Raw genomic sequence first — 25,463 nt, forward strand, 5'->3', positions numbered from 1 at the left:
CTGACGTACCCTGTGACCCATGACGCTCCACCCCATCTCTCCTGAAATCGCCGCCCTGATGGACCTGACCCCGGAAGTCGCCGCCGCGCTTGAGGCAGGCAGACCCGTGGTGGCGCTGGAAAGCACCATCATCAGCCACGGTATGCCCTACCCGCAAAACGTCGGGATGGCACGTGACGTGGAGGCCATCGTGCGCGACAACGGCGCCACGCCCGCCACCATCGCCGTGCTGGGTGGACGGCTGAAGGTAGGCCTCAGCCCCGACGAACTGGAAACACTCGCCACCGACAAGTCCGTGCAGAAGATCAGCACCCGTGACCTGCCAGTGACGGTGGCGCTGGGGCAGAACGGCGCCACCACCGTGGCCTCCACCATGCGGATCGCGTCACTTGCAGGCATCCGCGTGTTCGCCACGGGAGGCACGGGCGGCGTCCACCGCGACGCCGGCCACACGATGGACATCAGCGCGGATCTGCTGGAACTGGCCCGCACCGAGGTCTGCGTGGTCAGCGCCGGGGTCAAGAGCATCCTGGATATCGGCCTGACGCTCGAAGTCCTCGAAACCCAGGGCGTACCCGCCATCACGCTGGGGAGCCAGGTGTTTCCTGCCTTCTATTCCCGTCACAGCGGCTTTGCCTCGCCCCTGAGCGTGGGCAGCGAGGCCGAGGCTGCCCGCGTCCTGCACGCCAAGTGGACGCTGGGCCTGGGCGGGGGCGTCCTGCTCGCCAACCCTGTTCCCGAGGAGGCGGAGATTCCCGCCCGGGAGATGGAGGGGCAGATCGAACAGGCGCTCTCGGATATGAACGCGCTGGGGCTGACGGGCAAGGACACCACGCCGTACCTGCTGGGGCGCATCGTGGAGATCACGGGCGGGCGCAGCCTGGAGACCAACATTGCCCTGGTGCGTCACAACGCGGCGGTGGCCGCCAGGGTAGCGGTGGAGTACGCGCGCCTAGGGGCATAAACCTTCCCTCCAGCCCAACTCAACCGCCCGAATCCGCACACAAAAAGCCCCCTCCACACGGGAGAGGGCTGAATGGGGAGGGACTCTACACCCCTGCGGCCTGAGCCTCCTGGCTTGCGGAGGCCAGCCGCAACCCATCGGCGCGGTCCGTCTGCTCCCAGGGAAACTCAGGGCGTCCGAAGTGGCCGTAGGCGGCGGTCTGCGCGTAGATCGGACGCTGAAGGCTCAGTTGCGCGATGATCGACTGAGGGCGGGCGTCGAAGTGGGCCCCCACCAGTTCGGCCAGCCGCTCGTCGCTCAGGGTGCCCGTACCGTAGGTGTCCACCCGCAGGCTGACCGGGTTGGCACGGCCAATGGCGTAGGCCACCTCCACCAGGGCGCGGCGGGCCAGCCCGGCGGCGACCAGATTCTTGGCGATGTAACGGGCGTAGTAGGCCGCCGAGCGGTCCACCTTGGTGGGATCCTTGCCGCTGAACGCCCCGCCGCCGTGTGGCACCGCCCCGCCGTAGGTGTCCACGATGATCTTGCGTCCGGTCAGACCGGTGTCGCCGTGCGGGCCGCCGATCACGAAACGCCCGCTGGGATTGATGAAGTACTTGGTGTCGGCGGTCAGCAGTTCAGCCGGAATCACCGCGCGGATGACGTGTTCCAGCATGTCCGCCCGGATCTGCTCCTGGGTCGCTTCCTCGTCATGCTGGGTGCTGATCACCACGGTATCCACGCTGACCGCGCCGCCCTCGTGAGGCTCGCCGTCACGCACCACCGTCACCTGGGCTTTGGCGTCGGGGCGCAGGTAGCTCAGCGTGCCGTCCTTGCGCAGTTCCGCGAGCCGGCGCGTCAGCGCGTGCGCCAGCGAGATCGGCAGCGGCATCAGTTCGGGCGTTTCGTCGGTAGCGTAGCCGAACATCAGCCCCTGATCGCCCGCGCCGATGCGGCTGTGGGCGTTGGACGGATCGGCCTGCTGCTCCGGGGTCATCTCGCGCCATTCCTCGGAGGTGTCCACGCCCGCCCCGATTTCCGGAGATTGCTCGTGGATCGCCACCAGCACGGCGCTGTACTCGGCGTCAAAGCCGTAGATGGCGCGGGTATAGCCCACCGTCTTGACGGCCTCGCGCACGGTTTTCTGAATATCCACGTGGGCGGTCTCGGCGCGGACCTCGCCCGCCACCACGGCCATGCCGGTGGTCAGCAGGGTTTCCACCGCCACACGGCTGCCCGGTTCCTGGCGCAGAAATTCGTCCAGAATGCTGTCCGAGATGAAGTCTGCGAGCTTGTCCGGGTGGCCTTCCGAAACCGATTCCGAGGTGTAGAACTTTTGCATGTCTCAGCTCCTGTACGTGCCGGGGAGGCGTCTCACAGAACGGCCTGGAGAGGGATGGCGCTGTGTGCCCGGCTTGACGGCCCCGCCCCATGCCCGGAGCGCGGCAAGCGCAGGGTAACGCACAGGGAGGGGGGCAAAAAAGGAAGGGCGGGCCCCATTCACCTGACATCCCCCTGACCTGAGCCCTCAGAATAGAGGGCAATGAGCCACGTCGTTGTCATCGAGGACGAGGGAACGGTGCGGGAGGTCCTGCGCTTTCACCTGGAGCGCGCCGGTCTGCGGGTCACGGCCCTCGAGTCCACGGCAGGCGGGCTGGAAGCCCTGAGCGACGCCGACGCGCTGGTGCTGGACTGGATGCTCCCTGGCGAGAGCGGGCTGGGCTTCCTGCGACGCCTGCGCGGCGACACTGAACTGCGCCGCCTGCCCGTGCTGATGCTGACTGCCCGCGCCGCCGAGGCCGAACGTGTGGAGGGCCTAGAAACCGGGGCGGACGACTACCTGACCAAACCCTTTTCCGCCGCCGAGCTGGTGGCCCGCGTGCGCGCCCTGTTGCGGCGGACCCAGCCGGACACGCCCCAGACCCTTGCCAACGGCCCGTTGACCATCGATCTTGGCGGCGCTGAAGCACGGGTGGGCGGGCAGCGCCTCAACCTGACTCGCCGTGAATTTGACCTGCTGGCCTTCCTGACCCGGCACATTGGGCGGGTCTACTCGCGGACCGAACTGCTGGACCGGGTGTGGGGCGCGGACTTCCTGGGCGGCGAGCGCACGGTGGACCAGCACGTCACGCAACTGCGCTCGCATCTGGGTGAGACGGTGGGGCAGCCCGCCTTTCTGGAGACCGTGCGGGGCAGGGGCTACCGTATGCGCCCGTGGGTCGAGACGAAATGACGGCGCAGGGAACGGAGCAGGAGCAGGCGGGCACAGCCCCTGACTTCTGGATCGACGCGCTGCCCCAGGCCGTGCTGCTTTGCGAGGGCGGCAACGTGGTTCGTCTCAACGCGGCGGCCTCACGGCTGTGGGGGGTGACCCAGGCGCGGGCGGCAGGGCGTCCGGTGCTGGAGGTGGTGCGGCGCCACACCCTGGAAGCCCTGATTGAGCGCGGCGGCGAGCTGGAACTGGAGGTTGGCGGGCGGACCCTGCGCTGTGCGGCCACCCGTGACGGCGAATCCTCCGCCTTGATCGTGGAGGACACCACCGAACACCGCCGCCGCGAGTCGGAGCTGCGCGAGGCCACCGCCGTCCTCTCGCACGAGTTCCGCACCCCGGTCACCGCCCTCAGGGGCGTGCTGGAAGCGCTGGAATACGACATGCCGCGCGAGTTATCGCAGAACTTCGTGCGCCAGGGTCTGCAGGAGACCGAACGCCTGGCCCGGCTGGTGGAGGATCTGGCGGTGGGCTTCCGCCCCACCCGCGCCCGGACGCTGCTACTAGCCGAAGCGTTCGCCCGCGCCGAACGCCTGCTGGACAGCGAACTCTCGGCCAAGGGTTCCCGCCTGAGCTTCGGCGCGGACCATCTGGTGAGGGCCGATCCCGACAAACTGCTGCAGGTGCTGCTCAACCTGATCGAGAACGCCCTGAAATACGGCCCGCCGGGCCAGGACATCGAGATTCAGACCACCACCCGTGAGACCTGGATCGAGGTCCGTGTGCTGGACCACGGCCCGCCCATTCCCGACACCGACAGCCTGTTTCAGGCGCACACCCGCGGTGCGGGAGCCACCGGCCAGGGCAGCGGCATGGGGCTGTACATCGTTCGCAGCGTCGTCCAGGGCTGGGGCGGTCAGGCCTGGGCGACGCGAACAGGTGGACGCAATGCCTTCTGCTTCACCCTGCCGGGGGTGGGCGGGCTGGGATGAACCCATGTGTCACGGACCCGCCAGAACGAGGGCTGTTGCCGAACATGCCCGGCCCGGATTTCCGCCGCCCACCCCGAGGAGCCCCCATGCGTGAAGTGCTTGAAAATGATCTGCGAAGCGTCCTAAACGGCGCCTTGAATATGCTCGGCACCGTCGAGCAGATGCTGCCGGTGGCCGCCGATGTGCTGCTAAACGAACAGACCGAGCGCCTCCAGGAAGTTCATGCCCTGGACCGCGAGGTAGACGCGCAGGAAGCGCGCATTGAGGCCGAGTGCCTGCGGATCATCGCGCTGCACCAGCCGGTCGCCCGTGACCTGCGGCTGGTGGCGCTGATTCTCAAGAGCCTGTCGGACATCGAACGCATGGGCGATTACGTGGTCCATGTGGCCGAGGACGGCGCGGAGCTGGCCCAGGCCCCAGCACTCAAGAAATACGTCAATCTGGCGCGCATGCTGGCCCGGCTGGGCGAGATGAGCCAGAACCTGCGGACGGCCATTGCCGACCGCGACGTGACCCGCGCCGAGGGCACCATCACCATGGACGACGAGGTCGACGACCTGTACGAGCAGATTCAGCGCGAGCTGGTGACCTACATGCTTGAAGACCCGCGCAACATCAGCAAGGCGCTGATGCTGATGCGGGTGGGGCGCAGTCTGGAACGCGTCGGCGACCACATGGAAAACGTCGCCGAGCGCGTACGCTACTGGGTGACGGGCGTGCGCGAGGCCTGAGGGTCAGGCCGCACCTCAGCTGCGGGTCACGCGGCAACTGCCGCCATACACCGTGCTGAGCTTGGCGAACAGGCCATTGATCTCTTCGCGCGAACCTGACAGCGCAATGCCCTCGTAACTGGTCTGCCCTTCGTCGTAAGACTGGCGGACGTAACACAGCACCAGGCGCTTGGAGTCTGAAACGTCCCAGATCTCGAAGTTCGTCCCCCGGTCCACCTCAAACAGGTTGATGAAGCCAATGTCGCCGTCGTAGAACCAGCCCTGGCCGCCGCGAAACTCCGGCTCGGCGTCCGTCAAGGTAATTTTACTTCTGAGGGCGTTGTTGTTCTGATCCTGACCGCTGATGGTCCAGACCTGACCAGACTTGAAGGCGTACCGCGGGACCGGGACGCTGGAGGTTCCACCGCTCGCGCTTCCGGCACCCGACTTGCTCGCGGCGGGCGCACAGGACGCCAGAGAGATGGCAGCTGTCAAGACGGTGAGGGAAATCAGAAAGGGTGTTTCAGAGATAGGCTTCACAAGAGCGGAGTGTAGGAGATTGCCGCGCCTAAGAGACGAAGATTTGCCTGCCCCCGGTGGGGACGTTCCGTCCAAGCGGCCCTACTTCCCGAAACGCCGGTCCCGACCCTGGAAGTCGCGCAGCGCCCGCAGGAAGTCCACCCGCCGGAAGCCCGGCCAGTACACGTCGCAGAAGTAGAACTCGGAGTACACGCTCTGCCACAGCATGAAGCCCGACAACCGGATCTCGCCGCTGGTGCGGATGATGAAGTCGGGGTCCGGGGTGTCGGCGGTGTACAGATGCGCGCTGATGTGGTCCGGGGCCAGTTCGGCGGCAGCCTGCTCCAGCCGGACCCCGGCAGCGGCCTGGGCTGCCAGGTGCAGCTTCACAGCGTCCACGATCTCCTCACGCCCGCCGTAGCCCACGGCGATATTCAAACGCATACCGTCGTAGTGGGCGGTCTTGGACTCCAGTTCGCGCAGGGCGTCCAGCACGTGCCCTGGGAAATTGCTGTGCTGCCCGATGGCCCGCACCCGCACCCGGTTGGCGTGGATGCGCGGGTCTGTGGACAGGTTCAGCGCCTCTCGCTCCAGCAGACTCAGGATGTGCGCGATTTCCTCCGGATCACGGCTGCTGTTGTCGGTGGACAGCACCCAGATGGTCACGGCGGGAATGCCCAGTTCCAGACACCACTGCAAGACCTCGTGGGCCTTGTCGGCCCCGAAGGAATGCCCCATCTCGCGTCCCATACCACCGGCCCGCGCGTACCGGCGGTTGCCGTCCAGAATCAGGCCCAGATGACGCGGCAGCTTGCCCCCTGTCGCCACGGCGCGGGCCAGGCGCTGCTCGTAGCCCCACAGCAGCGCCCCACGCGCCGCACTACGCGTTTTCTGAATCGTGCGGACGGCGGCGGCGGTGGACTTGGACTTCATAAGCAGGGGTAGTGTAGCGCGCGAAAAAAGATCGGGGCATCCCTCAAACGGATGAACTTTGCATGAGCGGTTCGGCAAAGAGACCCTGCTGCCGCGTCCGCAGCAGCCCCAGCGCCTTGTGGTCCAGTTTTGAGAGGGCCGCAGTCGCCACGATCTGCCGGGGAAGATCGGACGTGCCCGCATAGACGTGCAGGGTGATCTGGCGATGGGTCATGCTGTGGCTGACCTGCCCCAGCAGCTCTCCGGAACGCGCACCCAGGCGGCAACACAACTTTTCCAGCGTTCCCTGGAGCGTCTCGTCCGGGCCAAGCTCAAGCATGGGCAAGCCCATCAGGCCACCGAGCAGTTTGCCCTCTCTCCGCTCCAGCACCGCTGCGTGCCCGTCGCCGATCAAGAGGGCCACCGCCTCCACCGCCCGCACCGCCGTTCTGACTTTGGGGGCCGGAAAAGCGGTGGGGGTGCCGCTCGCCAGCGCCGCGCACCAGGCGGCCAGTGGGCACTCGGGACAGCGCGGCGCTCTGGGCGTGCAGACGGTTGCGCCCAGATCCATGACCGCCTCGTTCCACGCACCGGGGCGAGCAGCGTCTAACAGAGCGTCGGCCCGCGCCCCGATCCACGCGTCTGTCGGCTGCGCCTGGCCGTACAGCCGCGCCAGCACCCGGCGGACGTTGCCGTCGTTGACGGCACGGGCCTCCCCGTGGGCCAGACTCGCCACGGCGGCGGCCGTGTAGGGCCCCACCCCTGGCAGCGCCAGCCAGCCGTCATAGTTGCCAGGAAAGCCGTCCGCAGCGATGAGCTTCGCCGCGCGGTGCAGGTTGCGGGCACGGGCGTAGTAGCCGCAGCCCTCCCAGGCTTTCAGAACCTCGTGGATGGGCGCTTCGGCCAGCGCCTGCACGGTGGGGAATGCCTCCAGGAAACGGTCATAGTAGTGCAGGCCGCGCGCCACCTGGGTCTGTTGCAACAGGATCTCGGCCACCCAAACGCGGTAGGGATCGCGCTGGCCCTCGGTGCCCAGCCGCCACGGCAGGTCACGGCCCGCAGAATCGAACCATGCCAGCAGCGCCGCACGCAGCTCGGGGAGAGGGGTTGAAATGGCAGTCACCGCGCCAGTGTAGAGGCGCGGTGACCGGTCAACCGTGGTGTCTTGCCGGAGTGAAGGTGCTTAGCCCCGGACGCTCTCACGCCGCACTGCGCCGGCAGCGGCAGGGGTGCGGATGCGGCGGCGCACGCCATCGGAGTACTCGGCCAGATCGGTCAGGATGTCCGCCACGTCAGTGCGTAGCAGGAACTGGCCGCCGGGCAGCGGGGTCAGGGCCAGGAAGGGAGCGCGGGTCAGGGTTTCCAAGATGCTGCCCAGTTCGGCGTAATTGACGCCGCTGCCCAGCTTCTCAGCCAGACGCGGCACGCTGATCACGCTGTGGGCGGGCTGCTGCGCCAGCGTGAGCAGCACGAAGCTGAAGATGCCGCGCTGGGCCAGATGGGCGCTGACCAGTTCGGCGATGCTGGCGGCGGATTCCAGGTCGACATGTCCGGCTTTCCAGTACCCGCGCAGGTCAATCGGGGACAGCGGGGCCAGCCGCGCGTGTTCGTTCAGGGCGGCCAGCGCCTCATGGGTCAGGCGGGACACATTCTCGGGATGCTGATCCTCACTGCACAGCAGGACGCGGTACCCCTGCTCCTCGTTCCAGGCGGGCGCGGTTCTCGCCGCCTCATCCATCGCCACCAGCACTGCGTAACCGTGTGCGCCCAGTTCGGCCTTCAAGCGCAGCACGCCGCCGCCCAGATTGTCCAGGCGGTAGCCAGTCAGACGGGCCAGTTCGGCCAGCTGGGCTTCGGCGCCGTGCAACTCTGTGCTGACCGACGGCGCAACAACGGTGGCAGGTATGGTGGTCGCCAGGGTCCCCGTCGCCGCGCCAGCCCGGCCTTCCGCACGGGAAGTCTCGCCGCCGACGCGGGTCAGCGGGGAGGACGCTGTAGGCGAAGTGGTAGGTAGGGGTGTACCCCTCCTGTCGGCCCTGGTCCTTTCGCTAGTCTGCTCGCCGACCTTCAGCTCAGGGGCGTTCTGTTCACTGACTTTCCGCACACTGACCCTGGCCTCAGCTGCCCTCTCAGCGTGGCTGGGCCGCAGCTCGGTCACCCTGATCTCCTGGCTGTCGCTATCCAGGGCACTGGTCTCGGCGGGCGGTGTCGGCTGGGCCTCGGCCTGCTGAGATGTCACCTCCTGCATGCGGACCTCACGCACATGGGCGGTGGACGACACCACCACGCGCCGCGTTTCCGGAGCCTTGCTCTGCTCGCGCCGGGGCAGGGGCGGCGGGGCATGAGGTTTGACGATGGCCTCCACCTGAAAGCGCGCCGGGGCCAGATTGGTCAGGATCAACACGTCGTTCACGCCCAGATGTTGCGCGTGATACAGCCCGCCCAGGCCCCAGACACGAGCACGCTCAGTATCCACCTGCACGGTGTGTTCCTCGCCCTTGTCATCGACAAAAACAGCTGGACCACTCTGGGGAAAGGTGGACTGGAGGTACTTGAGGATGCTCAGGCTGCCTTCTTGCAGGCAGGGACGGGTCACGATGTAACGCATTGATTTCATGCGGGAAACCTCCATTTGGAACACACGCACCTGACCTGACCGGCCAACGGCGCGTGATGCTGCGGTCTTAATTGCCTTCTAAACTAGCAGAACACGCCGTCGGCGGGGGCACAAGTGTCCCCCATACCCCCGGCGCCCGGGCCCAAGTGCCGGGCGCGGTTCACACAGCACTTTCATGAGGCAAAGCTCTGGCAGCGCTGAGACCACCGCGCCACCCGAGTGACCCTATCCTGACGGACATGAATTCACGCCCCTCTGATTCCCACCCGGCGTCTGACACGGCTCCCAGCCCGCAGGCGAGAACGCACGAGCTGATCACCCGTTACTACGCGGCCTTCAATAACAGCGATCCGGCGGGCATGCTGGAACTGCTGAGCGACGACGTGCAACACGACATCAATCAGGGTGGCAGCGAACTGGGCCGGGAAGCCTTCAGCGCCTTTCTGGCCCACATGGAGACCCATTACCGTGAGGAGGCCCGTGATCTGACCGTGCTGGTCAGCGCCGATGGCGTGCGCGCCGCCGCCGAATTCGTGATCCATGGCGAGTACCTGAAGACCGACACGGACCTCCCCTCCGCCAGGGGTCAGAAATATGCGCTGCCTGTGGGCGCGTTCTTCGAGGTCTATGGTGGCCAGATCGCCCGCGTGAGCAACTACTACAACCTTCAGGACTGGACCCGGCAGGTGGGCGGCTGAACGTCTCGGTCACGGCCCTGAGCGGCCCCGCAGCGCGGCCCTACGTCGCCGATCTGGCCCGGTTGAGAATCGGCGTCTTTCGCGCCTTCCCGTACCTGTACGACGGCACGATTGAGTACGAGGAAGAGTACCTGCGGACCTACCTGGACACCGGGGAGGCGGTGGTCGTCCTGGCCCGCGACGGCCAGGAGGTGGTCGGCGCAAGCACCGCCGTTCCACTGACCCACGAGACGCCGGAGGTCAGGGCGCCTTTCACAGCCTCCGAAGTTGGCATTTCGGAGGTGCTGTACCTGGGCGAGAGCATATTGCGGCCCGAATACCGGGGGCGCGGGTTGGGCCATGCCTTCTTCGACGAACGTGAGGCACATGCGCGGCGGCTGGGACTGCCTGTGACGGCCTTCTGCGCCGTGCAACGTCCAGAAGACCATCCGGCGCGGCCCGCCGACTACCGGCCACTCAACGCCTTCTGGGCCGCGCGGGGCTACGTCGAGCGGCCCGATTTACAAACGACGATGACCTGGCAGGATGTGGGCGAGACTGCCCAGACGCCCAAGCTGATGCGCTTCTGGCTCAGGCGCGAGCAGGGGTAGATCAGCGCGCGGCGGCCTGTTTCTCTGCCGCCAGGCGCTTCCTGTTCTCGTTCCAGCCGTGGGAACGCACCGCGTCCACGATGAACCACACGGCCATCACGACGGCCACGGCGGCCCACCCCCAGCTCCCCGAGCGCACGGCAAAGAACGCCCCCAGCGCGCACAACGCCCCCAGCAGCACGCTGAAGTACAGGACGATGTGGGGGGGCACGCGGCGGTTGCCAAACATGGGTTCACTGTAGGGGCTGCCCTCTTACGCTTCTCTGTCATCCACCTGTCGCGACAGCAGCACTCCCTGTAACTCGTCCACCGCGTACCCGCCGTCCTCGTAAAACGCCTGCGCTTCCGGGTTGTCGGACAGCACCCAGACCTCCCCTATACTCTCGGCGCGCATCTGCCGGTGCAGGGCGGCCAGCAGCGCGCGTCCCACGCCTCGCCGGCGCCAGCTCTCGCGCACCCCGATCTCCTCGAACATGACGTGCCGGGCCTCGCCGTGCCGCTGACGGTGAACGTAGGCCATCAGGAAGCCGATAGGCTGCCCGTCCGTCTCGGCGTGCCAGTGCCACACGGCAGGATCGGACAGATAGTCGTGAGCTGCCTCGGGGGACAGGGGCGGGCTGGGCTCCTCGCCTGTGAAGTCGGTTTCATCCTGGGCGATCTGTGCGAGAACATGTTCATCGCCAGGGCCGAGACGGCGGACATTGAAGGGGGGCATGCGTCTAGTGTGAATGAGGCGTCAAAAGGCACGCATCGGCCTTCTGGCGCATCCCTTCCCGTCTCGCCTGCCGTCTTCATGGCAGACTTGCCGGAATGCCGGATTTTGACGTGATCGTGATGGGGGCGGGCCACAATGCACTGGTAACGGCGGCCTACGCGGCCAAGGCAGGCCTGAAGGTCGGCGTGTTCGAGCGGCGGCATCTGGTCGGCGGAGCGGTCAGTACCGAGGAACTGGTGCCGGGCTACCGCTTCGACTACGGCGGCAGCGCCCACATCCTGATTCGCATGACCCCGGTGGTGCGTGAGCTGGAGCTGAGCCGCCACGGCCTGCACTACCTGGAAGTGGACCCGATGTTCCACGCTTACAACGGCGAGACTCCGTGGTTCATCCACCGTGATGCGGGCCGCACCGCCCGCGACCTGGAGGCTCTGTTTCCCGGTCAGGGCGAGGCCTACACCCGCTTTCTGGACGACTGGACGCCGTTTGCCCGCAGCGTGGCCGATCTGTTCAACTCCGCGCCGGGGCCACTGGACATGGGCAAGATGGTGGTCAGTTCGGGCAAGGGCCGCGACTGGATGGAACAGCTGCCGCGCATCCTCAAGCCCTACGGCGAGGTGGCGAGGGAATACTTCACCGACGAGCGCGTGCGGGCGCCGCTGGTGTGGATGGCCGCCCAGAGCGGACCGCCGCCCTCCGATCCGCTGAGCGCCCCCTTTCTGCTGTGGCATCCGCTGTACCACGAGGGTGGCGTGGCCCGGCCCAAGGGCGGCAGCGGCGGGCTGACCCAAGCCCTCAAGCGGGCGATTGAGGCCGATGGCGGCCAGGTCTTCGTCAACGCCCCGGTGAAGGACATTCTGGTGAAAGACGGCAAGGCGCAGGGCATCCGGCTGGAGAATGGCGAGACCTACACCGCCCGCGCCGTCGTGTCCGGGGCGCATGTGCTGACCACCGCCGGGGCGCTGCCGGACGAGTTCGTACCCCCATCTGCCCGGAATGTGCGGGTGGGTAACGGCTTTGGCATGGTGCTGCGCCTCGCGCTGTCCGAGCAGGTCCGGTACCGTCACCACACCGAGCCCGGCAGCCGCGTGGGCCTGGGCCTGCTGATCAAGAACGAGCAGCAACTGATGAAGGGGTACGGACAGTACCTGGCCGGAGAGCCGACGAGCGACCCGCCCCTGATCGCCATGAGCTTCAGCGCCGTGGACGACTCGCTGGCTCCCCCTGGCGGCGAGGCGCTGTGGCTGTGGGCGCAGTATTACCCGTACGAACTGTCGTCTGGCAGCTGGGAAATGCGGACCGCCGAGGCCAGAGAGAACATTCTGAACGCCTTTGAACACTACGCCCCCGGCACGCGCGACACGATCGTGGGCGAGCTGGTGCAGACGCCGCAGTGGCTGGAAACCAATCTGGGGCTGCACCGGGGCAACGTGATGCACCTGGAAATGAGCTTTGACCAGATGTTCTCCTTCCGCCCATGGATGCGGGCCAGCCAGTACAGGTGGCCGAATCTGAAAGGCCTGTACCTGACCGGCGCGAGCACCCACCCCGGCGGCGGCATCATGGGCGCGAGTGGCCGCAACGCGGCGCAGGTGCTGGTCAGGGACCTGACGCGCAGAGGTTGGAAATGAGGCGCATGGGCGCGGGCGTGGCCGTCTTGAAGGGTGGAGAGGTGCTGCTGATCCGGCGAGGGGACGACGGCCTGTGGGACGTGCCGGGCGGGGGCGCGGAAGCTGGCGAGGTCCCTGAGCACACCGCCCGCCGCGAACTGGCCGAGGAAACCGGCCTGGGTGCCGGCGTTCTTCGCCCGCTGGCCGTGTTCCAGCACCCCTACACCTATCCAGACGGAAATGTGGTGGAGTGGGAGACCCACCTTTTTATTGCCAGCTGTTGCGGGGAAGAAGTGCAGGCGGGCGACGATGCCCGGGAGGCGCGCTGGTGGCCGCTGGACGCTCTGCCCCAGGCGGTTTCTGGGACGACAGCGCGGTATTTTGAGGCGCTGGGGCAGGCTGTAGCCCCGTCCCGACACGCCAGGAGCTGACCATGACCCGCCTCTCCCCCACCCTTCTGCGCTCCGGCCTCGCCTTCGCCGCGCTGGGCGTGGCCTTTGCGGGAGCGCTGCTGGTGATGGCGGATCAAGGCGCGGGCTGGGCGCTGATCGCCCTCGGCCTGCCGCTCTCCGGGGTGCTGGCGCTGGCAGGTGATGTCCTGGGGGGCGATTTCTCCAGAACGCTTCAGGACCGGACCCGCAGGCTGATCTCCGAAACGCCCCCATGGATGTGGCTCATTGCCCTCTACGCTCTCCTGCATGTGCCTGTGCCGCTGTGGCCGCAGGGCTTCGGGGTGTTGGGCCTGGCAAGCACGGCTGCGCTGTTTGTGGGCGCGCTGCTCTATGCCGCCGAGCACGTGGGCTGGGGCCGCTCCTGGCTGATGGCCGGGCTGGCCTGTGGCCTGGGCCTGAGCGCCGAAGTGCTGGGCAGTCGCACCGGCTTTCCCTTCGGCGTGTACTCCTACGCCACCGCCCCCGAGCCCCTGATCCTGGGCGTGCCGCTGATGGTGCCGCTGGGCTGGTTCGCCCTGACCCTTTCCGGGCTGCTGCTGTCCGGCGGACGGGCCTGGCTGGCCGGACTGCTGCTGGCGTTGTGGGACGTGGGCTTAGAGCCTCTGATGACGGCCCAGCGCTACTGGCTGTGGAGTGATCCGAACCCGCTGTGGGCGGGCGCACCCCTTCAGAATTTCCTGGGTTGGTGGGCGGTGGGCAGCGGGATCTCGTGGGTCATCACGCGCGTCGGGCCGGGAATCCTAGGGGCACGGCAGGGAGGTCCCAGACTGAACTTCGCCGTCGCCTACCCTATCGAGGCTTTTTTCCTGCCAGGCGGGCTGGTGCTGGTGGGGCGGTACCGGGAGGCGGCCGTCACCCTGCTGGCGATGCTCCTGGGCCTGGGGCTGGCGCGGGCAGTGAGGGGACGACGTGCCTGACCGCGCCCCCTGGGCTACGCCGATGCTCAAGCTCAACATTCGCCGCAGCCTGCGAACCGGGCTGGGTGGCGTGTGGCTGCGCGGCTCGCTGCCCGTGGGCGGCGCGGTACTAGCTCCCAACCACCATTCCTGGTGGGACGGCTACGTGCTGCGCGAGGTCGCATGGTGGGCGGGCGCAGACTTCCGGGTGCTGATGACGGCGCGGCAACTGGGGCGCTTTCCCTTCCTGCGCCGCATGGGCGCGCTAGAGGTAGGGCAGATGCGGGAGGCCGTCCGGAGCGTGCAAGGCGGCGCATGGATGGTCATTTTCCCAGAGGGAGCCGTGCAACCCGCCGGAGCGCCGACAGCCCTCCATCCCGGCGCGGCCTGGATCGCGCGGACGGCGGGGGTGCCCCTGGTTCCCATCGCCCTGCGCGTGGTGGTCCGCGGCGGGCAGTGGCCGGAAGCGTACCTGCGAATCGGGAAGGTCACCACGCAACTGCCCGGAGCGCTGGCTCATGAATTGGCCGTGCTGGATGCCGAGCTGGCCTCCAGCGACCCGGAACAGCCCTTGGCCGGCTACCTGCGGGTGATGGCGGGGCGCACGAGTGGAACGGCAGAGGTGGACTGGCCGGCGCGCCTCCTGACGTTGATCACGGGAGACCGGTGAAGCCCGCCGCCCGCGCGTACCACACCTTCGCCTTCGCGTGGCTGGCGGGCAAGGCGGCGGTGCTGCTGATCAACGCCGTGCATTTTCCGCGCCTGCGCCCGCAAGCTCGGCCAGACGGCGGCCCGCGCGTGTCCATCCTGATTCCGGCCCGTGACGAGGCGGCCAATCTGCCACTGACCCTTCCCGGCGTGCTGGCCCAGGGCGCAGAAGAGGTGATCGTGCTGGACGACGGCAGCACCGACGGTACAGGCGAAATTGCAGGTGGTCTGGGCGCGCAGGTGGTCCGGGGCCAGCCTGTGCCCCCCGGCTGGTTCGGCAAGCCGTGGGCCTGTCAGCAACTCTCAGTGCTGGCCTCCGGCGACATCCTGATCTTCACCGACGCGGACGTGACCTGGCACGCGGGCGCGCTGGGAGCGGTCCTGCATGAGCTGGAGCGCAGCCAGGCCGACCTGCTGAGCGTGCAGCCGCTTCAGAGCAACCGCACCCCTGGCGAGCGGCTGCTGACGCCGCTGGTCGACGCCGCCGTGCTGTCGTACTTTCCGTACACAGTGATCACGCTGCCCCAGGCCGCTGCCAGCATTGCCAACGGACAGGTGATGGCCTTCCGCAGGCAGGCGCTGGAGCAGGCAGGGGGCTACGCCCTAGTGCGCCGGGAACTGCTGGAGGACACGCAACTCGCCCGCCGCCTGAAAGCCCGGGGAGGCCGGGTGGCCTCGGCGCTGGGGCGCGGAGCCATCGGCGTGCGGATGTACCGCTCTTATCCCGACTCGGTGCGCGGGTTTTCCAAGAACGTGCTGCCCATTCATCTGCATTCGCGCCCCCTGCTGCTGCTCAGTGCGGCGGCCCATCTGGCGGTGTACACGCTGCCGTGGCTGGTCAACGTGCCGGGGGCGCGGACGCTGCGTGTGGTCGGAGTGGTCGAACGCAGCGCCGTGGCCCTGATCGCGGGCCGCCGCAAACCCGCCGATCTGCTCGAGGGGCTGCTGGGGCCGATCACCCCGCTGCTGGCGCTGCCGGTATACGTCCGGGCCGCGCGGCGCCGGGTGGTCTGGAAGGGACGAACCTACCCGCAGGGCGAAGCGCCGAAGGATTAGCTCTTGATTGGCCCCGGCCATCAGAAGCGCCTCAGCTTACGGGCGGAGGCTGAGGGCATGAGACGCAAGGTTCTTATGATGCTGGCCCTGATGGGCAGCGCGGGCGCACAGACCGGCTGGCAGGAAACCTCTTACGCGAATGTCGGCGGCTGGGTACCAGTCAGCGCCTGGTGTGATACGCCGGGGCGGGTGCTGGCGGTCACGGCTCCAGGCGGCTCTGGCACCGCCGTGAAGCTGGCACAGTGGGTGGGCGGGCAGTTGACCATCCAGAACTGGCAACTGGGCCGTCCCGATCCCGGCGCGGGCCAGGTCTACACACCGCTGACCCCCGTCGGGCAAACGCCGGGTCCGAGCCCACGCTTCTTCATCCACAGCAGCAACATCGAGAACACCGCCGATCCCCGGTACCGCATGACGCACATCAACGAGTACGTCGTTCCGGCAGGCCGCTTCCGGTGCCGCTACGTGCCGCAGGCCACTGTGCTGGCCGCCACCGCGAAGCACACGGCCATAGTCTGGGAGACGGGCAGGACGGTCACCTATGCCAGCCGCAACCGCGACGGCACGCCGGGCATCCAGCTCACGGGCGGCACCCACACAGGGGCGGCGGGGCGTGAGCGCTACGTCTGGAACAACGCGGGTTACCGGTACGTCCTAGAAGTCGGCAACTCTGCCCAGCCGGGCGGCAGCCTGAGCGTGCTCAGGAGCGGGCGCGTGCTGAGCCGCGAGGAACTGCTGGCCTACTCCATCAGCGTGCCGGGGAAGGATGCCAGCGGAACAGCTCAGAAGTAGAAGCAAAGTGACGGCCCCTTCACCCCGTCCGTACTATCTTCAGGCGATGGACATTCGGGGGATCAACGGCAGTGCCGACAGGGAAGCGCGGGGTTGAGACACACCTCCAGACATAACCCCAGACACGTTGCGGTGATCGGTGCGGGCTTCGCGGGCCTGGCGGCGGCATTGCGGCTGGCCCAGGCTGGGGCGCAGGTGACCGTGCTGGACGCGCTGGAACGGCCCGGTGGCAAGGCCGCACTGGGCTACGAGGACTTTTCCAGTGGGCCCACCGTCGTCACCATGCCGCAGGTCTTCCGTGCGCTGCACGCGCGTCTGTCGCTGCCCGCACCCGGGTTGGAGGCCTCACGCCCCACCACCACCTACCACGCTCACGCTGCCAGACCCGGCGAGGGGCGTACCTTCGCCCCGGAGGCAGTGCACGTGGCGGGGGGATTGGAGCCGACGCTGGCACAGCTCTCCAGGGCCGAGGGCAGACGTTACGCACAGTTGCTGGCCGCCTCGCGCCAGATGTACCTGGACGCTGCGCCCACCTTCCTGTTTGCGCCTCCGCCGGGGCGTGCCCAGCTGGCCCGCTACGCCCTGACGCGGGGAGTGCGGGCCGCGCCGGGCACGACGCTGGCCCGCTACGTGCGTTCGGGGCCGTTCATGACCCCCTTCTGGCTGCGCTTCGCCACGTATCTGGGGGCAGATCCCTACCGTGCCCCCGCCGTGCTGCACAACATCGCGTGGGTGGAACTGGGCTACGGCGTGTGGCACCTGCAGGGCGGGCTGCTGAAGCTGGCCGAGCGGCTGTACGAGAAAGCGCTGGACCTGGGCGTGCGCTTCGAGTACGGCACGCGCGTGCGGCAGCTTATCGTTCACGGTGGGCGTGTGCTGGGCGCCCACACCGACGGCGGAGCCTTCGCGGCCGACGCCTGGGTGAGTGCGGCGGACCGCGCCCTGACGCTGGGCTGGCTGGGCCTGAATGAAGCGCCTGCGCCGCGCGGCGTGAGCGGCTTCGCCCTGCAACTGCGCCTCAAGGAGGACCGGGGCCGCGCCCACCACATCTTCTGGCCCGCCCAGTACGCCCGCGAGTGGCAGGACATCCGCGCCGGACGGCTGCCGCGCGATCCGACGCTGTACCTGCATCTGGACGGCCCGCGCGCTTTCCTGCTGGTCAACGCGCCCCCAAAGCCGGAACTGGAAGACGATCCGCGTGCCTACGGGCAGTTGCTGCTGGGGCTCTTGCAGGACCGTTTTCCACTGGAGATCGAGGAATGGCTGCCACTCAGCCCCGCCGACTACGCCCGCGTCTCGCAGGGCGGCGCACTGTACGGACGCGCCCCGCACGGCCTGACCGGCAGCCTACGCCCCGGCTGGACGCTGCCGCATGCCCGTAATCTGGTGCAGGTGGGCGGCACGGTGCATCCCGGCGGCGGCGTGCCCCTGAGCATGCTGAGCGGCTGGAACGGCGCCGGAGGGCTGCTGGGCCTGCCCTACGACGCGCTGGGCGGCCTGGACGTACCAGGGGTGGGAGAAACGTGGAAATAGCGCGTTTGGATGACGCCTGAGCCGCTGCCCATTCTTAGGCTGGGTCATGCGTCCGCTGATTATCGGTGCGTTGGCCCTGGCCTGTCAGGCTCAGGCGCAGGTTCAGCGCTTTCAGACCGAGCGTGGTGTCCTGACCACCTTCCAGACTGCCGTCGCCCTGACAGATCAGAGAGGGCGGCTGCTGTGGCGGCGCTCACTTCCGGTGGCTGAAATTAACGACGTCCTGTTGGTAACAGACCGGGCGCTGCTGAACATCACCGTTCTTGACCACTTTTCTCTGGCTGGGGGAATCATGTCCCTGAACCTGAAAACGGGCCAGACGTTGTGGGCCGCCCTCTCCATGAACACTGAGGCTCCCAATGTGGACACCAGGGCGAAGGACGTGCGGCGCGGCTGGGGTGTGGTCGGAGATACGGTGTGGTGGTCCCATACGGCGACAGGCGGGGCCTATCTGGCGCAGGGAACGACGGCGCTGGATATAGCTACCGGCCAGATAAGGGACGAGGTGAGCGGTGTGCCGCTGGCCCGACGAGGCCCCAGCTTCCTCCTACTGGCCGATTCTCCCGGCGATGGGGACCTGAATGGAACGGCGCTTGACGTGCTGCTCTGGGACAGCGCCAGCATGAAGATCCAGCCCAAGACCTTCACCGTGCCGCCCAGACCGGGCTGCGGCTCCCTGATCGATGATTTCCCCGGCTATGCCAACCAGGCTGATGGGTAGTTTCTGATCCTGAGCCGCCGCGACAATTGTGGCACCTTCAGGACACGGTACGACTGGCACCTGCCGGAGAATCAGACTCCGGTTATCCTGCCTGGGAATTGATTGCTTCTGATCTCTCTACTCTGCCCCAGCCCCCCACCCGCCCCGGCAACGGCCACCTGCAGGACTGGGCACTGTCGCCGCTGCCCCTGATCGAGGACGGCGCGCGGCGGGCGCGGGCGGCGGAGATGGACCTGTTCCGGTTGAGACTGGGAATCCCTGCCGTTGTCGGCTTCAGTCCGGCGTGGAACCGTCGGCTGCTAGGCGACCTGGACACTTTTCGCAGTGCGGGCGGTTTCTCGGCGGTGGTGCCGTACCTGGCAGGCGGGGTGATCCTCACGGACGCGCCGCTACACCGACGGCGGCGCCAGACCATCAATCCGAGCTTTGGCAAAAAGCACCTGGAAACGCTGCGTGCGCGCACCCAGGCCGCCCTGCCCCCTATTCCAGACGGCGAATTCGACGCCCTGGCCTGGGCCGACAGCGCGGTGCTGCGGTTGTTGAACGCGGCTTATTTTGGCGGCGAGTTCGATTCACAACTGCTGCATTCTTTTCTGGCCCCGCTGCGGCGGCCCTTTCCGGTTCCGGCCCTGCCGCGCCCGCTGCTGTTCGTGCGGGTGGACGCCGAACTGCGCCGCCTGGCCACCCGCAGGCTGACCCAGGGCGGTGACGATCTGCTGGCGGTCCTCGCACCCGTGCCCGGTGGGCTGGAGGAGGCGCGGGTCAGTCTGGCCGCCGCGCACGACACCACCACACACGCGCTGGCCTACGCGGTCTGGCATCTGGCAAACCACCCGCAGTGGCACACGCCCGAACACCATTCGGCCGTCCTCAAGGAAACCCTGCGCCTGCACCCGCCAGGCTGGATGGGCAGCCGCCGACTGAGCCGCGAGCTGGACTGGAACGGCATACGGTTGCCGCGCGGCACGCTGGCGCTGTACGCCCCGTACCTGTCCGCCCGTGACCCGCAGCTGTGGGACGATCCACAGGAATTCAGACCCCAACGCTGGGAGCGCAAGCCGCCCGCATGGGCCTATCTGCCCTTCGGCGGGGGCGAACGTCTGTGCCTGGGCATGCACCTGGCGCAGATGCTGATTCTGGACGTGCTCTCGGCCCTGCCCCCATTGCGGGCGTTCAGCGGCGACGACACCCCAGTGCCGGGCATCACGCTGGGGCCAAGGGGGCCGCTGGTGGTGGCCCGGCAGTCGTAGTCTGTCGTTAAGTCTTAGTCTGTCGATCGGCTCCTGGTCAGTAGTCACGGATGAAAGAAGCCCGGCCGTGGCTCCGTCCTGCTGGGCGCCACGCTGCAACCTCAACGCTTAGAAGCCCGAAACCGAACCGTGCCGCACCGAGGTCCAGAGCGAGTTCCCCTGTGCCCCGTCCGTCAGCGGAATTGTCATCAGACATCATGCCGGGCTGAGCGCCCCGGTCCTGCCAAGGGATCGGTAGTCGCCGCTGTCCACCCGTCCAGTCCACCACAGGTGCAGCCGTCCAGCAGACCACTGACCTGCCGCACCCGCCCGCAGTCCAGGCAGGCCACAAACCCGTGCTGAGGCAGGTCCGGGTTCAGCACGGTGGGCGGCTCCAGGTCCCACGGCGGCACCACGGGAAGACCGGGCGGGGGGGCCGTGTCGTGTCTGAAGACGGTCAGGCCACCGTCCTGCTCGAAGTAGGCACGGCGGACCTCGCCCAGTTGCATCACCGTGTGAGACCGCAGTTTCTCAAACAGATCCTCCCGGCTCAGGTTGGCCTGCTCCAGCGCGGCCACGCTGAATACGCCGTCGCGAACCAGCTCCACCGGCTGGCCCTCCATGAAGGTCTCCACCCGCTCGGAGCGGACCACCAGCCCGGCCAGCGCCCGTTGAAAGCCCACCACCAGCGCCAGTGCCAGCATGGCGTGCAGCAGCGGGACTTCGGGATAGAACAGCGGATCGCCCGCCGCCGAGCCCAGCGCGATGACAATCACCAGCTCCAGCGCACTGAGCTGGGCCAGCCCACGTTTGCCGGTCAGGCGCAGCAGCAGCAGCAACCAGACGAAGATCACGGCGGTGCGGAAGACGATTTCCAGCAGGAACAGCGGCGGCGCGTCACCCAGCCAGATGCGGTGCCAGTCGAAGGGAACCACTGGCGGGCCACTCAAGGACGTTCCTTCGGATCTGGCGCGGCCTTCAGGCCCAGCCCGGCCAGCACCCGCTGACGGTCCCAGCCGATCTTTTCAGCGAGTTCGCGCAGCGCACTCTCGAATTCCGGGGTGTCGGGCACACCGTCCCCTGCGGAAAGTTCACGCAGGCGCTGCCACAACGCGTTGCGGTGCCTGAGCCATTCGGAAGAGGGCATACGTTCAGAGTGTAGGCGTCGCAACGAGCCTTACCCGCCGACGATCTAGGGACACACCTGAACCGCGTCCCCGTTCCGCCCCTCAGACCCCTTACCGGTACTGTTCGTTGTCCCGCAGATGCTCAGCGTAGGTGTGGTTCACGTAGATCTTGCCGTTCGCCGCGTGCAGAAAATACAGGGCGTCGCGTCCGTCGGCCAGCTTGCGATTGGCGTTCAGGACGCTTTGCAGCGCGGCCTCACCGGGGTTGTTGATCGGCCCGGCGGGCAGGCCCATGCGAGTGTAGGTGCTATAGGGCGTGTCCGTGGTGAAATCGCCCGCCGAGCGGTCCAGTTCCGGCAGGTCCTTGCCCAGCCCGTAGGCCACCGTGGGATCGCTGCCCAGCGCGATGCCGTCTTTCAGGCGGTTGAGGAACACCCCGGCCACGATAGGCATTTCCAGATCGTTAGCTGCCTCGGCCTGCACCATGCTGGCCAGAATCACCCAGTCACGCACACTCAGGTCCAGCGCTTTTGCCCTGGCAACACGCTCCGGCGTGAATTCGTCGTTCATGCGCGAGACCATCGTCTCCACGATCTTGCGGGGGGTCTCCTTGGGCCGGAACTCGTAGGTGGCGGGAAAGACAAAGCCTTCCAGGTTTTTCTGCTTGCCAGCAGCGTACTTGCTCAGGCTGGGGTCTTTCAGGAACGTCAGGATGGCCGCGCCGTCGAAACCTGCCTTCTCGAAGATGGCCGGAATGTCCTGAATGCGCTTGCCCTCCGGGACGTTCACGTTAACCACCGGAATCCGCGCCGGACCCGCCAGTTTGTCGGCCACCGCCTGCACGCTCAGGGAACCGTTCAGATCGTACAGCCCTTCCTTGAGGCTGCCCGCCGTTCCGTTCTGGCGCATCACGAAACGCAGGGCGTCAGCGCTCTTGACGATCCCCTTGTCCTGCAACTCACGGGCCACCGCTCCCAAGGTGTCGCCGGGTTTGACCTCCAACGTGTATGGGGCGCCCCCAGCGGGAGCGGTCAGGTTGCGGACATACAAGAACGCGCCCAGGGCAGCGAGTAGCAGCAGCACCAGCAGGATCAGCAGGACCCTGACCCAGACCGGGGCGCCGCGTCCACGCAACCGGCTCACAGGCTCGCCTCTACCACGGCGCCTTGCAGCGGATGGCGTGCCAGCCGGGTCAGCAGTTCGGCGTCGGCCGGGGGTCTGGCCCCGAAACGGGACACCACCCAGCCGCCCACCTCCACGGCCAGTTGCGCGGCCCGTTCCGCATCGCGGTGGGTCAGCCAGCCCGCCAGAAACGCGCCGCCGAAGGCGTCCCCGGCCCCGGTGGCGTCGGTCAGGCTGTCGGGGGTGGCGGCCACCGCCACGCGGGGCTGGTCCGGACCCTCAATGAGCGCGCCGTCCGCGTCCATTTTCAGCACCACCAGCGCGTGCGGGTAACGCTCCCGCAGCCAGCTCAGGGCGTCGCCGGAATGCACGCAGCCGCTCATGGCGCGGGCTTCGTCGTCGTTGGGGAACAGCACGTCGAAGGGCACACGGTCCACGATGTCCAGAAAGTTCTCGCGGCCCATCTGCTGGATCATCTGAAAGCTGCCAGGGTCCAGGCTCAGGGTGGCGTTGCCCTCGCCGATTCTGGAGGATTTGGACAGCATGGCCGCCGCCAGCGCCGCCGCGCGCGGCGGATCACGGAACAGGCTCCAGGCGGTCAGGTGCAGGTGTCCCGCGCCGCGCAGCACTACCCCTGGCAGTTCGTCCGGCAGCAGCTCCCAGTCCGCGCCCTGCCCGGTCAGCATGGCCCGCTGGCCCCGGCGGTCAATCAAGGCCAGCACCACCCCGGTGGGATGCTCGGTGCTGAGGATCAGTTCGGTCTGCACGCCCTCGGCCTGAAGCTCGGCGGTGGCCAGTTCGCCGAAGCGGTCGCGCCCAATCTTGCCCACGAAGGTCGAGGGAAACCCGCACCGCCGCGCCCACACGGCCAGATTGGCCGCGCTGCCGCCGCCCGACAGCTCCAGTCGTCCGGTGGTGTCGCCGCCCGACAGCAGCATGGTATCGGGCTTGGCGAGCACGTCCCAGTTCAGGTCGCCCAGCGACACCAGGGTTTTACGTTCAGTCATGACTGCGGCGCAGCATAGCGCGGCGGGATGAGGCAGGGTTCCCGGCAGCAAAATAAGGTGCGTCACCAGGGCAAAAAGCCCTCTGGTGACGCACCTGCAAGCCGGGCAGTCCGCCCCAGGGATCTAGCGGCGTCCCGCCAGCGCCCAAGCACCCGGCAGCAGCAGCGCGGCCAGTCCCAACTTCAGCGCGTCGCCGGCCAGGAAGGGCAGCAGGCCCGCGCTCAGCAGGGGCTGGCCGCTCAGGCCGGTGACCAGCCCCAGCCACAGCAGGCCCAGCGCGTAGATCACGGCGCTGCCCGCCAGCATCGCCAGCACTGTGCCCAGGGGACGGCGGTCCAGCGCAAAGCGTTCCACCAGAAAGCCCACCAGCGCGGCGGCGAAGGGAAAGGCCAGCAGAAAGCCCCCCGTGGGGCCAGCAAACTTGGCGACGCTGCCGACGCCCCCTGCGAACACCGGCAGGCCCACCGCGCCCGCTGCCAGATACAGCGCCAGTGCCGCGAAGGCCCGTTTCCAGCCCAGCGCCGCGCCGACGAGCAGCACACCTAGCGTTTGCAGGGTGACGGGGACGGGCTTGAGGGGCAATTCGGCCTGCGCCAGCAGCGCGATCAATGCCGCGCCGCCCACGACGAGCAGCAGGTCCCGGGTCAGGCTGGGAGCGGGGGCCAGGGTACGGGCCAGGGTGGGATGGGTGAGCTGGGTCATGGGATTCTCCTTGAGAGGCGTGGGGCGTGGGATTGGAAACAGTGAACGTCGAGCCTCACGGGGCCGGTCCACCGTCCAGTGTGCCGATCAGCTCGACGTCTCCGGCGCTGACGGTGTGCGTGCCGTCCAGGGTCCGGACGATCAGGCTGCCGCCCGCGTCTAACCGCTCGGCCACACCTTCCAGTGGGCCGCGCGAGGTCTGAACGCGCACAGGGCGGCCCAGGGTGACACTCGCCCCCGCCCATGCCTCCAGAATCTCGGCGGGGGGGGCCCGCAGCCAGCGCTCCAGTTGAGAGAGGATGTCTCCCAACACCTCTGCGCGACTCACTTCGGGGCGCAGCTCGTTCAGATGGGCCGCCCCCGCTGGAGCGCCGGAGACGTTCAGGCCGATGCCCAGGACCGCGCGCCGCGCTTCCTCGCCGCGCAGGTCCGCCTCCAGCAGAATGCCGGCCAGTTTGCGCCCGTCCGGGGCCAGCAGGTCGTTGGGCCACTTCAGTCCGCCGACGCCGCAGGCCGCCGCCACCGCCACGCCCGCCGCCAGCGGCATCAGTGCCAGTTCGGGCAGGGTCAGGGGGGCCTCGCCCGCGTCCCCTGCACCGCGCAGCAGCACGCTGAAGGTCAGGGCTCCAGGGGTGGGGGTCCAGGCCCGCCCACGCCGCCCGCGCCCGCCCGTCTGCCGCTCGGCCACCACCACCGCGCCGTGTGGAGCGGGGTCCATGGCGTCGTCGGCCCAGGCGCGGACCGTGTCCTGCGTGCTGCCCACGGTGCCCAGGTAACGCATGGCTGCGCCCAGGACTCCGTCCCGGCGCACCAGTTGTGGCGCAGGGGTGCCCGGAGTCAGGGCGTACCCGGCGCGGGTAATTTGCAAGGGAACACCGTCCTCCAGCAGTCGGTGGGCCAGGGTATTGACTGTGACACGGCCCAGGCCCAGCGGCCCGGCCAGCACTTCCCCGGACTGGGGAGTGTCGGTCAGCAGGGACAGCAGGCGGCCAGGGTTCGACGGAGGGGACATCTCGTTCAGTGTTCTACGGGTTTGGGTGAACGAAAAGCAAGGGGGCGGCCCCTGCGCGGCGACAGGGCACCGCGCCCCACCTCCCATTTTCACCCGCATTGCCTTTGCTAGACTGAGTTCATGACGATGGTGCGGCAGACCAAGCAGCGGGCAGCGGTGATCGAGGTGCTGCGGGCGGCGCGGTCCCACCCGGACGCGGCGTGGATTCACGCGCAGGTGCGCCAGAGCCTACCCAGCGTGAGTCTGGGAACGGTGTACCGCACGCTGGACACGCTAGTCCACGATGGCGTGGTGGTCACGCTGGAACGCGCCGGACAGGCCACCCGCTACGACTACAAGCGTGCCGGCGAGGATCACCACCACGCCGTCTGCCGGGACTGCGGCGCGATTTTCGACGTGGAGGCAGGCGAGCTGCCTCAGCTTTCTGCCGCCGCCCTGCCCGCCGGATTTCAGGTGATCGATGTGCGGCTGGAGTTTATCGGCCTCTGCCCGCAGTGCCAGCCTGAAGCAGCCGGCTAGCGCGGCAAACTTCCGTTCAGGCACCCACTGTTTTGGACCCGCTCCCAGATCAACCGGTGCGGCCCAGTAGGG

At 67.9% G+C, this 25,463-nt stretch carries 29 protein-coding genes; 16 read left to right on the forward strand and 13 right to left on the reverse strand.

Going from position 1 to position 25,463, the window contains the following annotated elements; all coding sequences use genetic code 11:
- Positions 1-19: 19 nt before the first annotated feature.
- Positions 20-964 carry a pseudouridine-5'-phosphate glycosidase gene (locus HNQ08_RS15985; RefSeq protein WP_184134243.1) on the forward strand — a complete coding sequence of 315 codons (945 nt, stop codon included), beginning with the start codon at positions 20-22 and terminating at the stop codon, positions 962-964.
- Positions 965-1,049: 85 nt separating this feature from the next.
- On the opposite strand, the gene metK is transcribed toward HNQ08_RS15985, so the two are convergent.
- Positions 1,050-2,285, reverse strand: coding sequence for a methionine adenosyltransferase (metK, locus tag HNQ08_RS15990; RefSeq protein WP_184134245.1), 1,236 nt, complete (start codon positions 2,283-2,285; stop codon positions 1,050-1,052).
- Between the two features lie 201 nt (positions 2,286-2,486).
- On the opposite strand from metK, the gene HNQ08_RS15995 reads away from it, so the two are divergent.
- The 3 genes from HNQ08_RS15995 (at position 2,487) to phoU (ending at position 4,875) form a co-directional block, all read left to right on the forward strand.
- Positions 2,487-3,176: a winged helix-turn-helix domain-containing protein gene (locus tag HNQ08_RS15995; RefSeq protein WP_184134248.1), complete on the forward strand. Its 690-nt coding sequence runs from the start codon at positions 2,487-2,489 to the stop codon at positions 3,174-3,176.
- Positions 3,173-4,144, forward strand: a complete 972-nt coding sequence (locus HNQ08_RS16000; protein ID WP_184134559.1) for a sensor histidine kinase — start codon at positions 3,173-3,175, stop codon at positions 4,142-4,144. The genes HNQ08_RS15995 and HNQ08_RS16000 overlap by 4 nt, the downstream gene beginning before the upstream one ends.
- A gap of 86 nt (positions 4,145-4,230) precedes the next feature.
- The gene (phoU, locus tag HNQ08_RS16005) at positions 4,231-4,875 is read left to right on the forward strand and encodes a phosphate signaling complex protein PhoU (protein WP_184134250.1); all 645 of its coding nucleotides are present in this window, start codon (positions 4,231-4,233) and stop codon (positions 4,873-4,875) included.
- A gap of 15 nt (positions 4,876-4,890) precedes the next feature.
- Here phoU and HNQ08_RS16010 read toward each other — a convergent pair whose 3' ends face one another.
- From HNQ08_RS16010 to HNQ08_RS16025, 4 genes are all read right to left on the reverse strand, one after another.
- Positions 4,891-5,394 carry a hypothetical protein gene (locus HNQ08_RS16010; RefSeq protein ID WP_184134252.1) on the reverse strand — a complete coding sequence of 168 codons (504 nt, stop codon included), beginning with the start codon at positions 5,392-5,394 and terminating at the stop codon, positions 4,891-4,893.
- An 81-nt stretch (positions 5,395-5,475) separates the two neighbouring features.
- Positions 5,476-6,306, reverse strand: coding sequence for an isoprenyl transferase (locus HNQ08_RS16015; RefSeq protein WP_184134254.1), 831 nt, complete (start codon positions 6,304-6,306; stop codon positions 5,476-5,478).
- Positions 6,307-6,349: 43 nt separating this feature from the next.
- Positions 6,350-7,408 carry an A/G-specific adenine glycosylase gene (mutY, locus tag HNQ08_RS16020; RefSeq protein WP_229790228.1) on the reverse strand — a complete coding sequence of 353 codons (1,059 nt, stop codon included), beginning with the start codon at positions 7,406-7,408 and terminating at the stop codon, positions 6,350-6,352.
- Between the two features lie 60 nt (positions 7,409-7,468).
- Positions 7,469-8,902 carry a hypothetical protein gene (locus HNQ08_RS16025; RefSeq protein ID WP_229790227.1) on the reverse strand — a complete coding sequence of 478 codons (1,434 nt, stop codon included), beginning with the start codon at positions 8,900-8,902 and terminating at the stop codon, positions 7,469-7,471.
- A gap of 239 nt (positions 8,903-9,141) precedes the next feature.
- Between HNQ08_RS16025 and HNQ08_RS16030 the strand changes: the two genes are divergently transcribed.
- On the forward strand, positions 9,142-9,600 hold the full coding sequence (locus HNQ08_RS16030; protein ID WP_184134257.1) for a ketosteroid isomerase-related protein: 459 nt from the start codon (positions 9,142-9,144) through the stop codon (positions 9,598-9,600).
- A gap of 62 nt (positions 9,601-9,662) precedes the next feature.
- Positions 9,663-10,190: a GNAT family N-acetyltransferase gene (locus HNQ08_RS16035; RefSeq protein WP_342355702.1), complete on the forward strand. Its 528-nt coding sequence runs from the start codon at positions 9,663-9,665 to the stop codon at positions 10,188-10,190.
- A 1-nt stretch (position 10,191) separates the two neighbouring features.
- Here the strand turns inward: HNQ08_RS16035 and HNQ08_RS16040 are convergent, their stop codons facing one another.
- Together HNQ08_RS16040 and HNQ08_RS16045 are read right to left on the reverse strand one after the other, a co-directional pair.
- Entirely contained in the window at positions 10,192-10,419 is a 228-nt protein-coding gene (locus HNQ08_RS16040) for a hypothetical protein (protein ID WP_184134259.1), read from the reverse strand.
- A gap of 24 nt (positions 10,420-10,443) precedes the next feature.
- Positions 10,444-10,905, reverse strand: coding sequence for a GNAT family N-acetyltransferase (locus tag HNQ08_RS16045; protein ID WP_184134262.1), 462 nt, complete (start codon positions 10,903-10,905; stop codon positions 10,444-10,446).
- Positions 10,906-11,000: 95 nt separating this feature from the next.
- Between HNQ08_RS16045 and HNQ08_RS16050 the strand changes: the two genes are divergently transcribed.
- The 9 genes from HNQ08_RS16050 (at position 11,001) to HNQ08_RS16090 (ending at position 19,923) form a co-directional block, all read left to right on the forward strand.
- Positions 11,001-12,536, forward strand: coding sequence for a phytoene desaturase family protein (locus tag HNQ08_RS16050; protein WP_184134266.1), 1,536 nt, complete (start codon positions 11,001-11,003; stop codon positions 12,534-12,536).
- The gene (locus HNQ08_RS16055) at positions 12,533-12,946 is read left to right on the forward strand and encodes an NUDIX domain-containing protein (RefSeq protein WP_229790226.1); all 414 of its coding nucleotides are present in this window, start codon (positions 12,533-12,535) and stop codon (positions 12,944-12,946) included. The genes HNQ08_RS16050 and HNQ08_RS16055 overlap by 4 nt, the downstream gene beginning before the upstream one ends.
- A gap of 2 nt (positions 12,947-12,948) precedes the next feature.
- Complete coding sequence (locus HNQ08_RS16060) at positions 12,949-13,884, forward strand: carotenoid biosynthesis protein (RefSeq protein WP_184134268.1); 936 nt, start codon at positions 12,949-12,951, stop codon at positions 13,882-13,884.
- Entirely contained in the window at positions 13,877-14,533 is a 657-nt protein-coding gene (locus HNQ08_RS16065; RefSeq protein WP_342355703.1) for a lysophospholipid acyltransferase family protein, read from the forward strand. The genes HNQ08_RS16060 and HNQ08_RS16065 overlap by 8 nt, the downstream gene beginning before the upstream one ends.
- On the forward strand, positions 14,530-15,627 hold the full coding sequence (locus HNQ08_RS16070) for a glycosyltransferase family 2 protein (RefSeq protein ID WP_229790225.1): 1,098 nt from the start codon (positions 14,530-14,532) through the stop codon (positions 15,625-15,627). Before HNQ08_RS16065 ends, HNQ08_RS16070 begins: the two co-directional genes overlap by 4 nt.
- A gap of 57 nt (positions 15,628-15,684) precedes the next feature.
- Entirely contained in the window at positions 15,685-16,419 is a 735-nt protein-coding gene (locus tag HNQ08_RS16075) for a hypothetical protein (protein WP_184134271.1), read from the forward strand.
- Between the two features lie 93 nt (positions 16,420-16,512).
- Positions 16,513-17,952, forward strand: a complete 1,440-nt coding sequence (locus HNQ08_RS16080) for a phytoene desaturase family protein (protein ID WP_184134273.1) — start codon at positions 16,513-16,515, stop codon at positions 17,950-17,952.
- Positions 17,953-17,998: 46 nt separating this feature from the next.
- A complete protein-coding gene (locus tag HNQ08_RS16085) occupies positions 17,999-18,673 on the forward strand; it encodes a hypothetical protein (protein ID WP_184134275.1) in 675 nt (224 codons plus the stop codon).
- A 98-nt stretch (positions 18,674-18,771) separates the two neighbouring features.
- A complete protein-coding gene (locus HNQ08_RS16090) occupies positions 18,772-19,923 on the forward strand; it encodes a cytochrome P450 (protein WP_221284236.1) in 1,152 nt (383 codons plus the stop codon).
- A gap of 188 nt (positions 19,924-20,111) precedes the next feature.
- On the opposite strand, the gene HNQ08_RS16095 is transcribed toward HNQ08_RS16090, so the two are convergent.
- The 6 genes from HNQ08_RS16095 to HNQ08_RS16120 all read right to left on the reverse strand — a co-directional run bounded on the left by HNQ08_RS16095 (position 20,112) and on the right by HNQ08_RS16120 (position 24,872).
- Positions 20,112-20,852: a DUF421 domain-containing protein gene (locus tag HNQ08_RS16095; RefSeq protein WP_184134277.1), complete on the reverse strand. Its 741-nt coding sequence runs from the start codon at positions 20,850-20,852 to the stop codon at positions 20,112-20,114.
- On the reverse strand, positions 20,849-21,049 hold the full coding sequence (locus HNQ08_RS16100) for a hypothetical protein (protein ID WP_184134279.1): 201 nt from the start codon (positions 21,047-21,049) through the stop codon (positions 20,849-20,851). Before HNQ08_RS16100 ends, HNQ08_RS16095 begins: the two co-directional genes overlap by 4 nt.
- A gap of 91 nt (positions 21,050-21,140) precedes the next feature.
- The gene (gene mltG / locus HNQ08_RS16105; RefSeq protein WP_184134281.1) at positions 21,141-22,172 is read right to left on the reverse strand and encodes an endolytic transglycosylase MltG; all 1,032 of its coding nucleotides are present in this window, start codon (positions 22,170-22,172) and stop codon (positions 21,141-21,143) included.
- Positions 22,169-23,158 carry a carbohydrate kinase family protein gene (locus HNQ08_RS16110; RefSeq protein WP_184134283.1) on the reverse strand — a complete coding sequence of 330 codons (990 nt, stop codon included), beginning with the start codon at positions 23,156-23,158 and terminating at the stop codon, positions 22,169-22,171. Before HNQ08_RS16110 ends, mltG begins: the two co-directional genes overlap by 4 nt.
- Positions 23,159-23,281: 123 nt before the next feature.
- Positions 23,282-23,860, reverse strand: coding sequence for a biotin transporter BioY (locus HNQ08_RS16115; RefSeq protein ID WP_184134285.1), 579 nt, complete (start codon positions 23,858-23,860; stop codon positions 23,282-23,284).
- Between the two features lie 55 nt (positions 23,861-23,915).
- A complete protein-coding gene (locus tag HNQ08_RS16120; protein WP_184134288.1) occupies positions 23,916-24,872 on the reverse strand; it encodes a biotin--[acetyl-CoA-carboxylase] ligase in 957 nt (318 codons plus the stop codon).
- 120 nt (positions 24,873-24,992) lie between these two features.
- Here HNQ08_RS16120 and HNQ08_RS16125 point away from each other — a divergent pair, with 120 nt between their 5' ends.
- Complete coding sequence (locus tag HNQ08_RS16125) at positions 24,993-25,391, forward strand: Fur family transcriptional regulator (RefSeq protein ID WP_184134290.1); 399 nt, start codon at positions 24,993-24,995, stop codon at positions 25,389-25,391.
- The last annotated feature ends 72 nt before the right edge of the window (positions 25,392-25,463 follow it).

It is taken from the genome of Deinococcus humi (assembly GCF_014201875.1).
In the GTDB taxonomy this organism is placed as follows: domain Bacteria; phylum Deinococcota; class Deinococci; order Deinococcales; family Deinococcaceae; genus Deinococcus; species Deinococcus humi.

What these genes read in the sequence shown, in the direction of transcription:
- HNQ08_RS15985 (WP_184134243.1), top strand. Translation starts at nt 20, where the DNA reads ATGACGCTCCACCCCATCTCTCCTGAAATCGCCGCCCTGATGGACCTG.
- metK (WP_184134245.1), bottom strand. Translation starts at nt 2,285, where the DNA reads ATGCAAAAGTTCTACACCTCGGAATCGGTTTCGGAAGGCCACCCGGAC.
- HNQ08_RS15995 (WP_184134248.1), top strand. Translation starts at nt 2,487, where the DNA reads ATGAGCCACGTCGTTGTCATCGAGGACGAGGGAACGGTGCGGGAGGTC.
- HNQ08_RS16000 (WP_184134559.1), top strand. Translation starts at nt 3,173, where the DNA reads ATGACGGCGCAGGGAACGGAGCAGGAGCAGGCGGGCACAGCCCCTGAC.
- phoU (WP_184134250.1), top strand. Translation starts at nt 4,231, where the DNA reads ATGCGTGAAGTGCTTGAAAATGATCTGCGAAGCGTCCTAAACGGCGCC.
- HNQ08_RS16015 (WP_184134254.1), bottom strand. Translation starts at nt 6,306, where the DNA reads ATGAAGTCCAAGTCCACCGCCGCCGCCGTCCGCACGATTCAGAAAACG.
- HNQ08_RS16025 (WP_229790227.1), bottom strand. Translation starts at nt 8,902, where the DNA reads ATGAAATCAATGCGTTACATCGTGACCCGTCCCTGCCTGCAAGAAGGC.
- HNQ08_RS16030 (WP_184134257.1), top strand. Translation starts at nt 9,142, where the DNA reads ATGAATTCACGCCCCTCTGATTCCCACCCGGCGTCTGACACGGCTCCC.
- HNQ08_RS16040 (WP_184134259.1), bottom strand. Translation starts at nt 10,419, where the DNA reads ATGTTTGGCAACCGCCGCGTGCCCCCCCACATCGTCCTGTACTTCAGC.
- HNQ08_RS16045 (WP_184134262.1), bottom strand. Translation starts at nt 10,905, where the DNA reads ATGCCCCCCTTCAATGTCCGCCGTCTCGGCCCTGGCGATGAACATGTT.
- HNQ08_RS16050 (WP_184134266.1), top strand. Translation starts at nt 11,001, where the DNA reads ATGCCGGATTTTGACGTGATCGTGATGGGGGCGGGCCACAATGCACTG.
- HNQ08_RS16055 (WP_229790226.1), top strand. Translation starts at nt 12,533, where the DNA reads ATGAGGCGCATGGGCGCGGGCGTGGCCGTCTTGAAGGGTGGAGAGGTG.
- HNQ08_RS16060 (WP_184134268.1), top strand. Translation starts at nt 12,949, where the DNA reads ATGACCCGCCTCTCCCCCACCCTTCTGCGCTCCGGCCTCGCCTTCGCC.
- HNQ08_RS16075 (WP_184134271.1), top strand. Translation starts at nt 15,685, where the DNA reads ATGAGACGCAAGGTTCTTATGATGCTGGCCCTGATGGGCAGCGCGGGC.
- HNQ08_RS16085 (WP_184134275.1), top strand. Translation starts at nt 17,999, where the DNA reads ATGCGTCCGCTGATTATCGGTGCGTTGGCCCTGGCCTGTCAGGCTCAG.
- HNQ08_RS16100 (WP_184134279.1), bottom strand. Translation starts at nt 21,049, where the DNA reads ATGCCCTCTTCCGAATGGCTCAGGCACCGCAACGCGTTGTGGCAGCGC.
- HNQ08_RS16110 (WP_184134283.1), bottom strand. Translation starts at nt 23,158, where the DNA reads ATGACTGAACGTAAAACCCTGGTGTCGCTGGGCGACCTGAACTGGGAC.
- HNQ08_RS16115 (WP_184134285.1), bottom strand. Translation starts at nt 23,860, where the DNA reads ATGACCCAGCTCACCCATCCCACCCTGGCCCGTACCCTGGCCCCCGCT.
- HNQ08_RS16120 (WP_184134288.1), bottom strand. Translation starts at nt 24,872, where the DNA reads ATGTCCCCTCCGTCGAACCCTGGCCGCCTGCTGTCCCTGCTGACCGAC.
- HNQ08_RS16125 (WP_184134290.1), top strand. Translation starts at nt 24,993, where the DNA reads ATGACGATGGTGCGGCAGACCAAGCAGCGGGCAGCGGTGATCGAGGTG.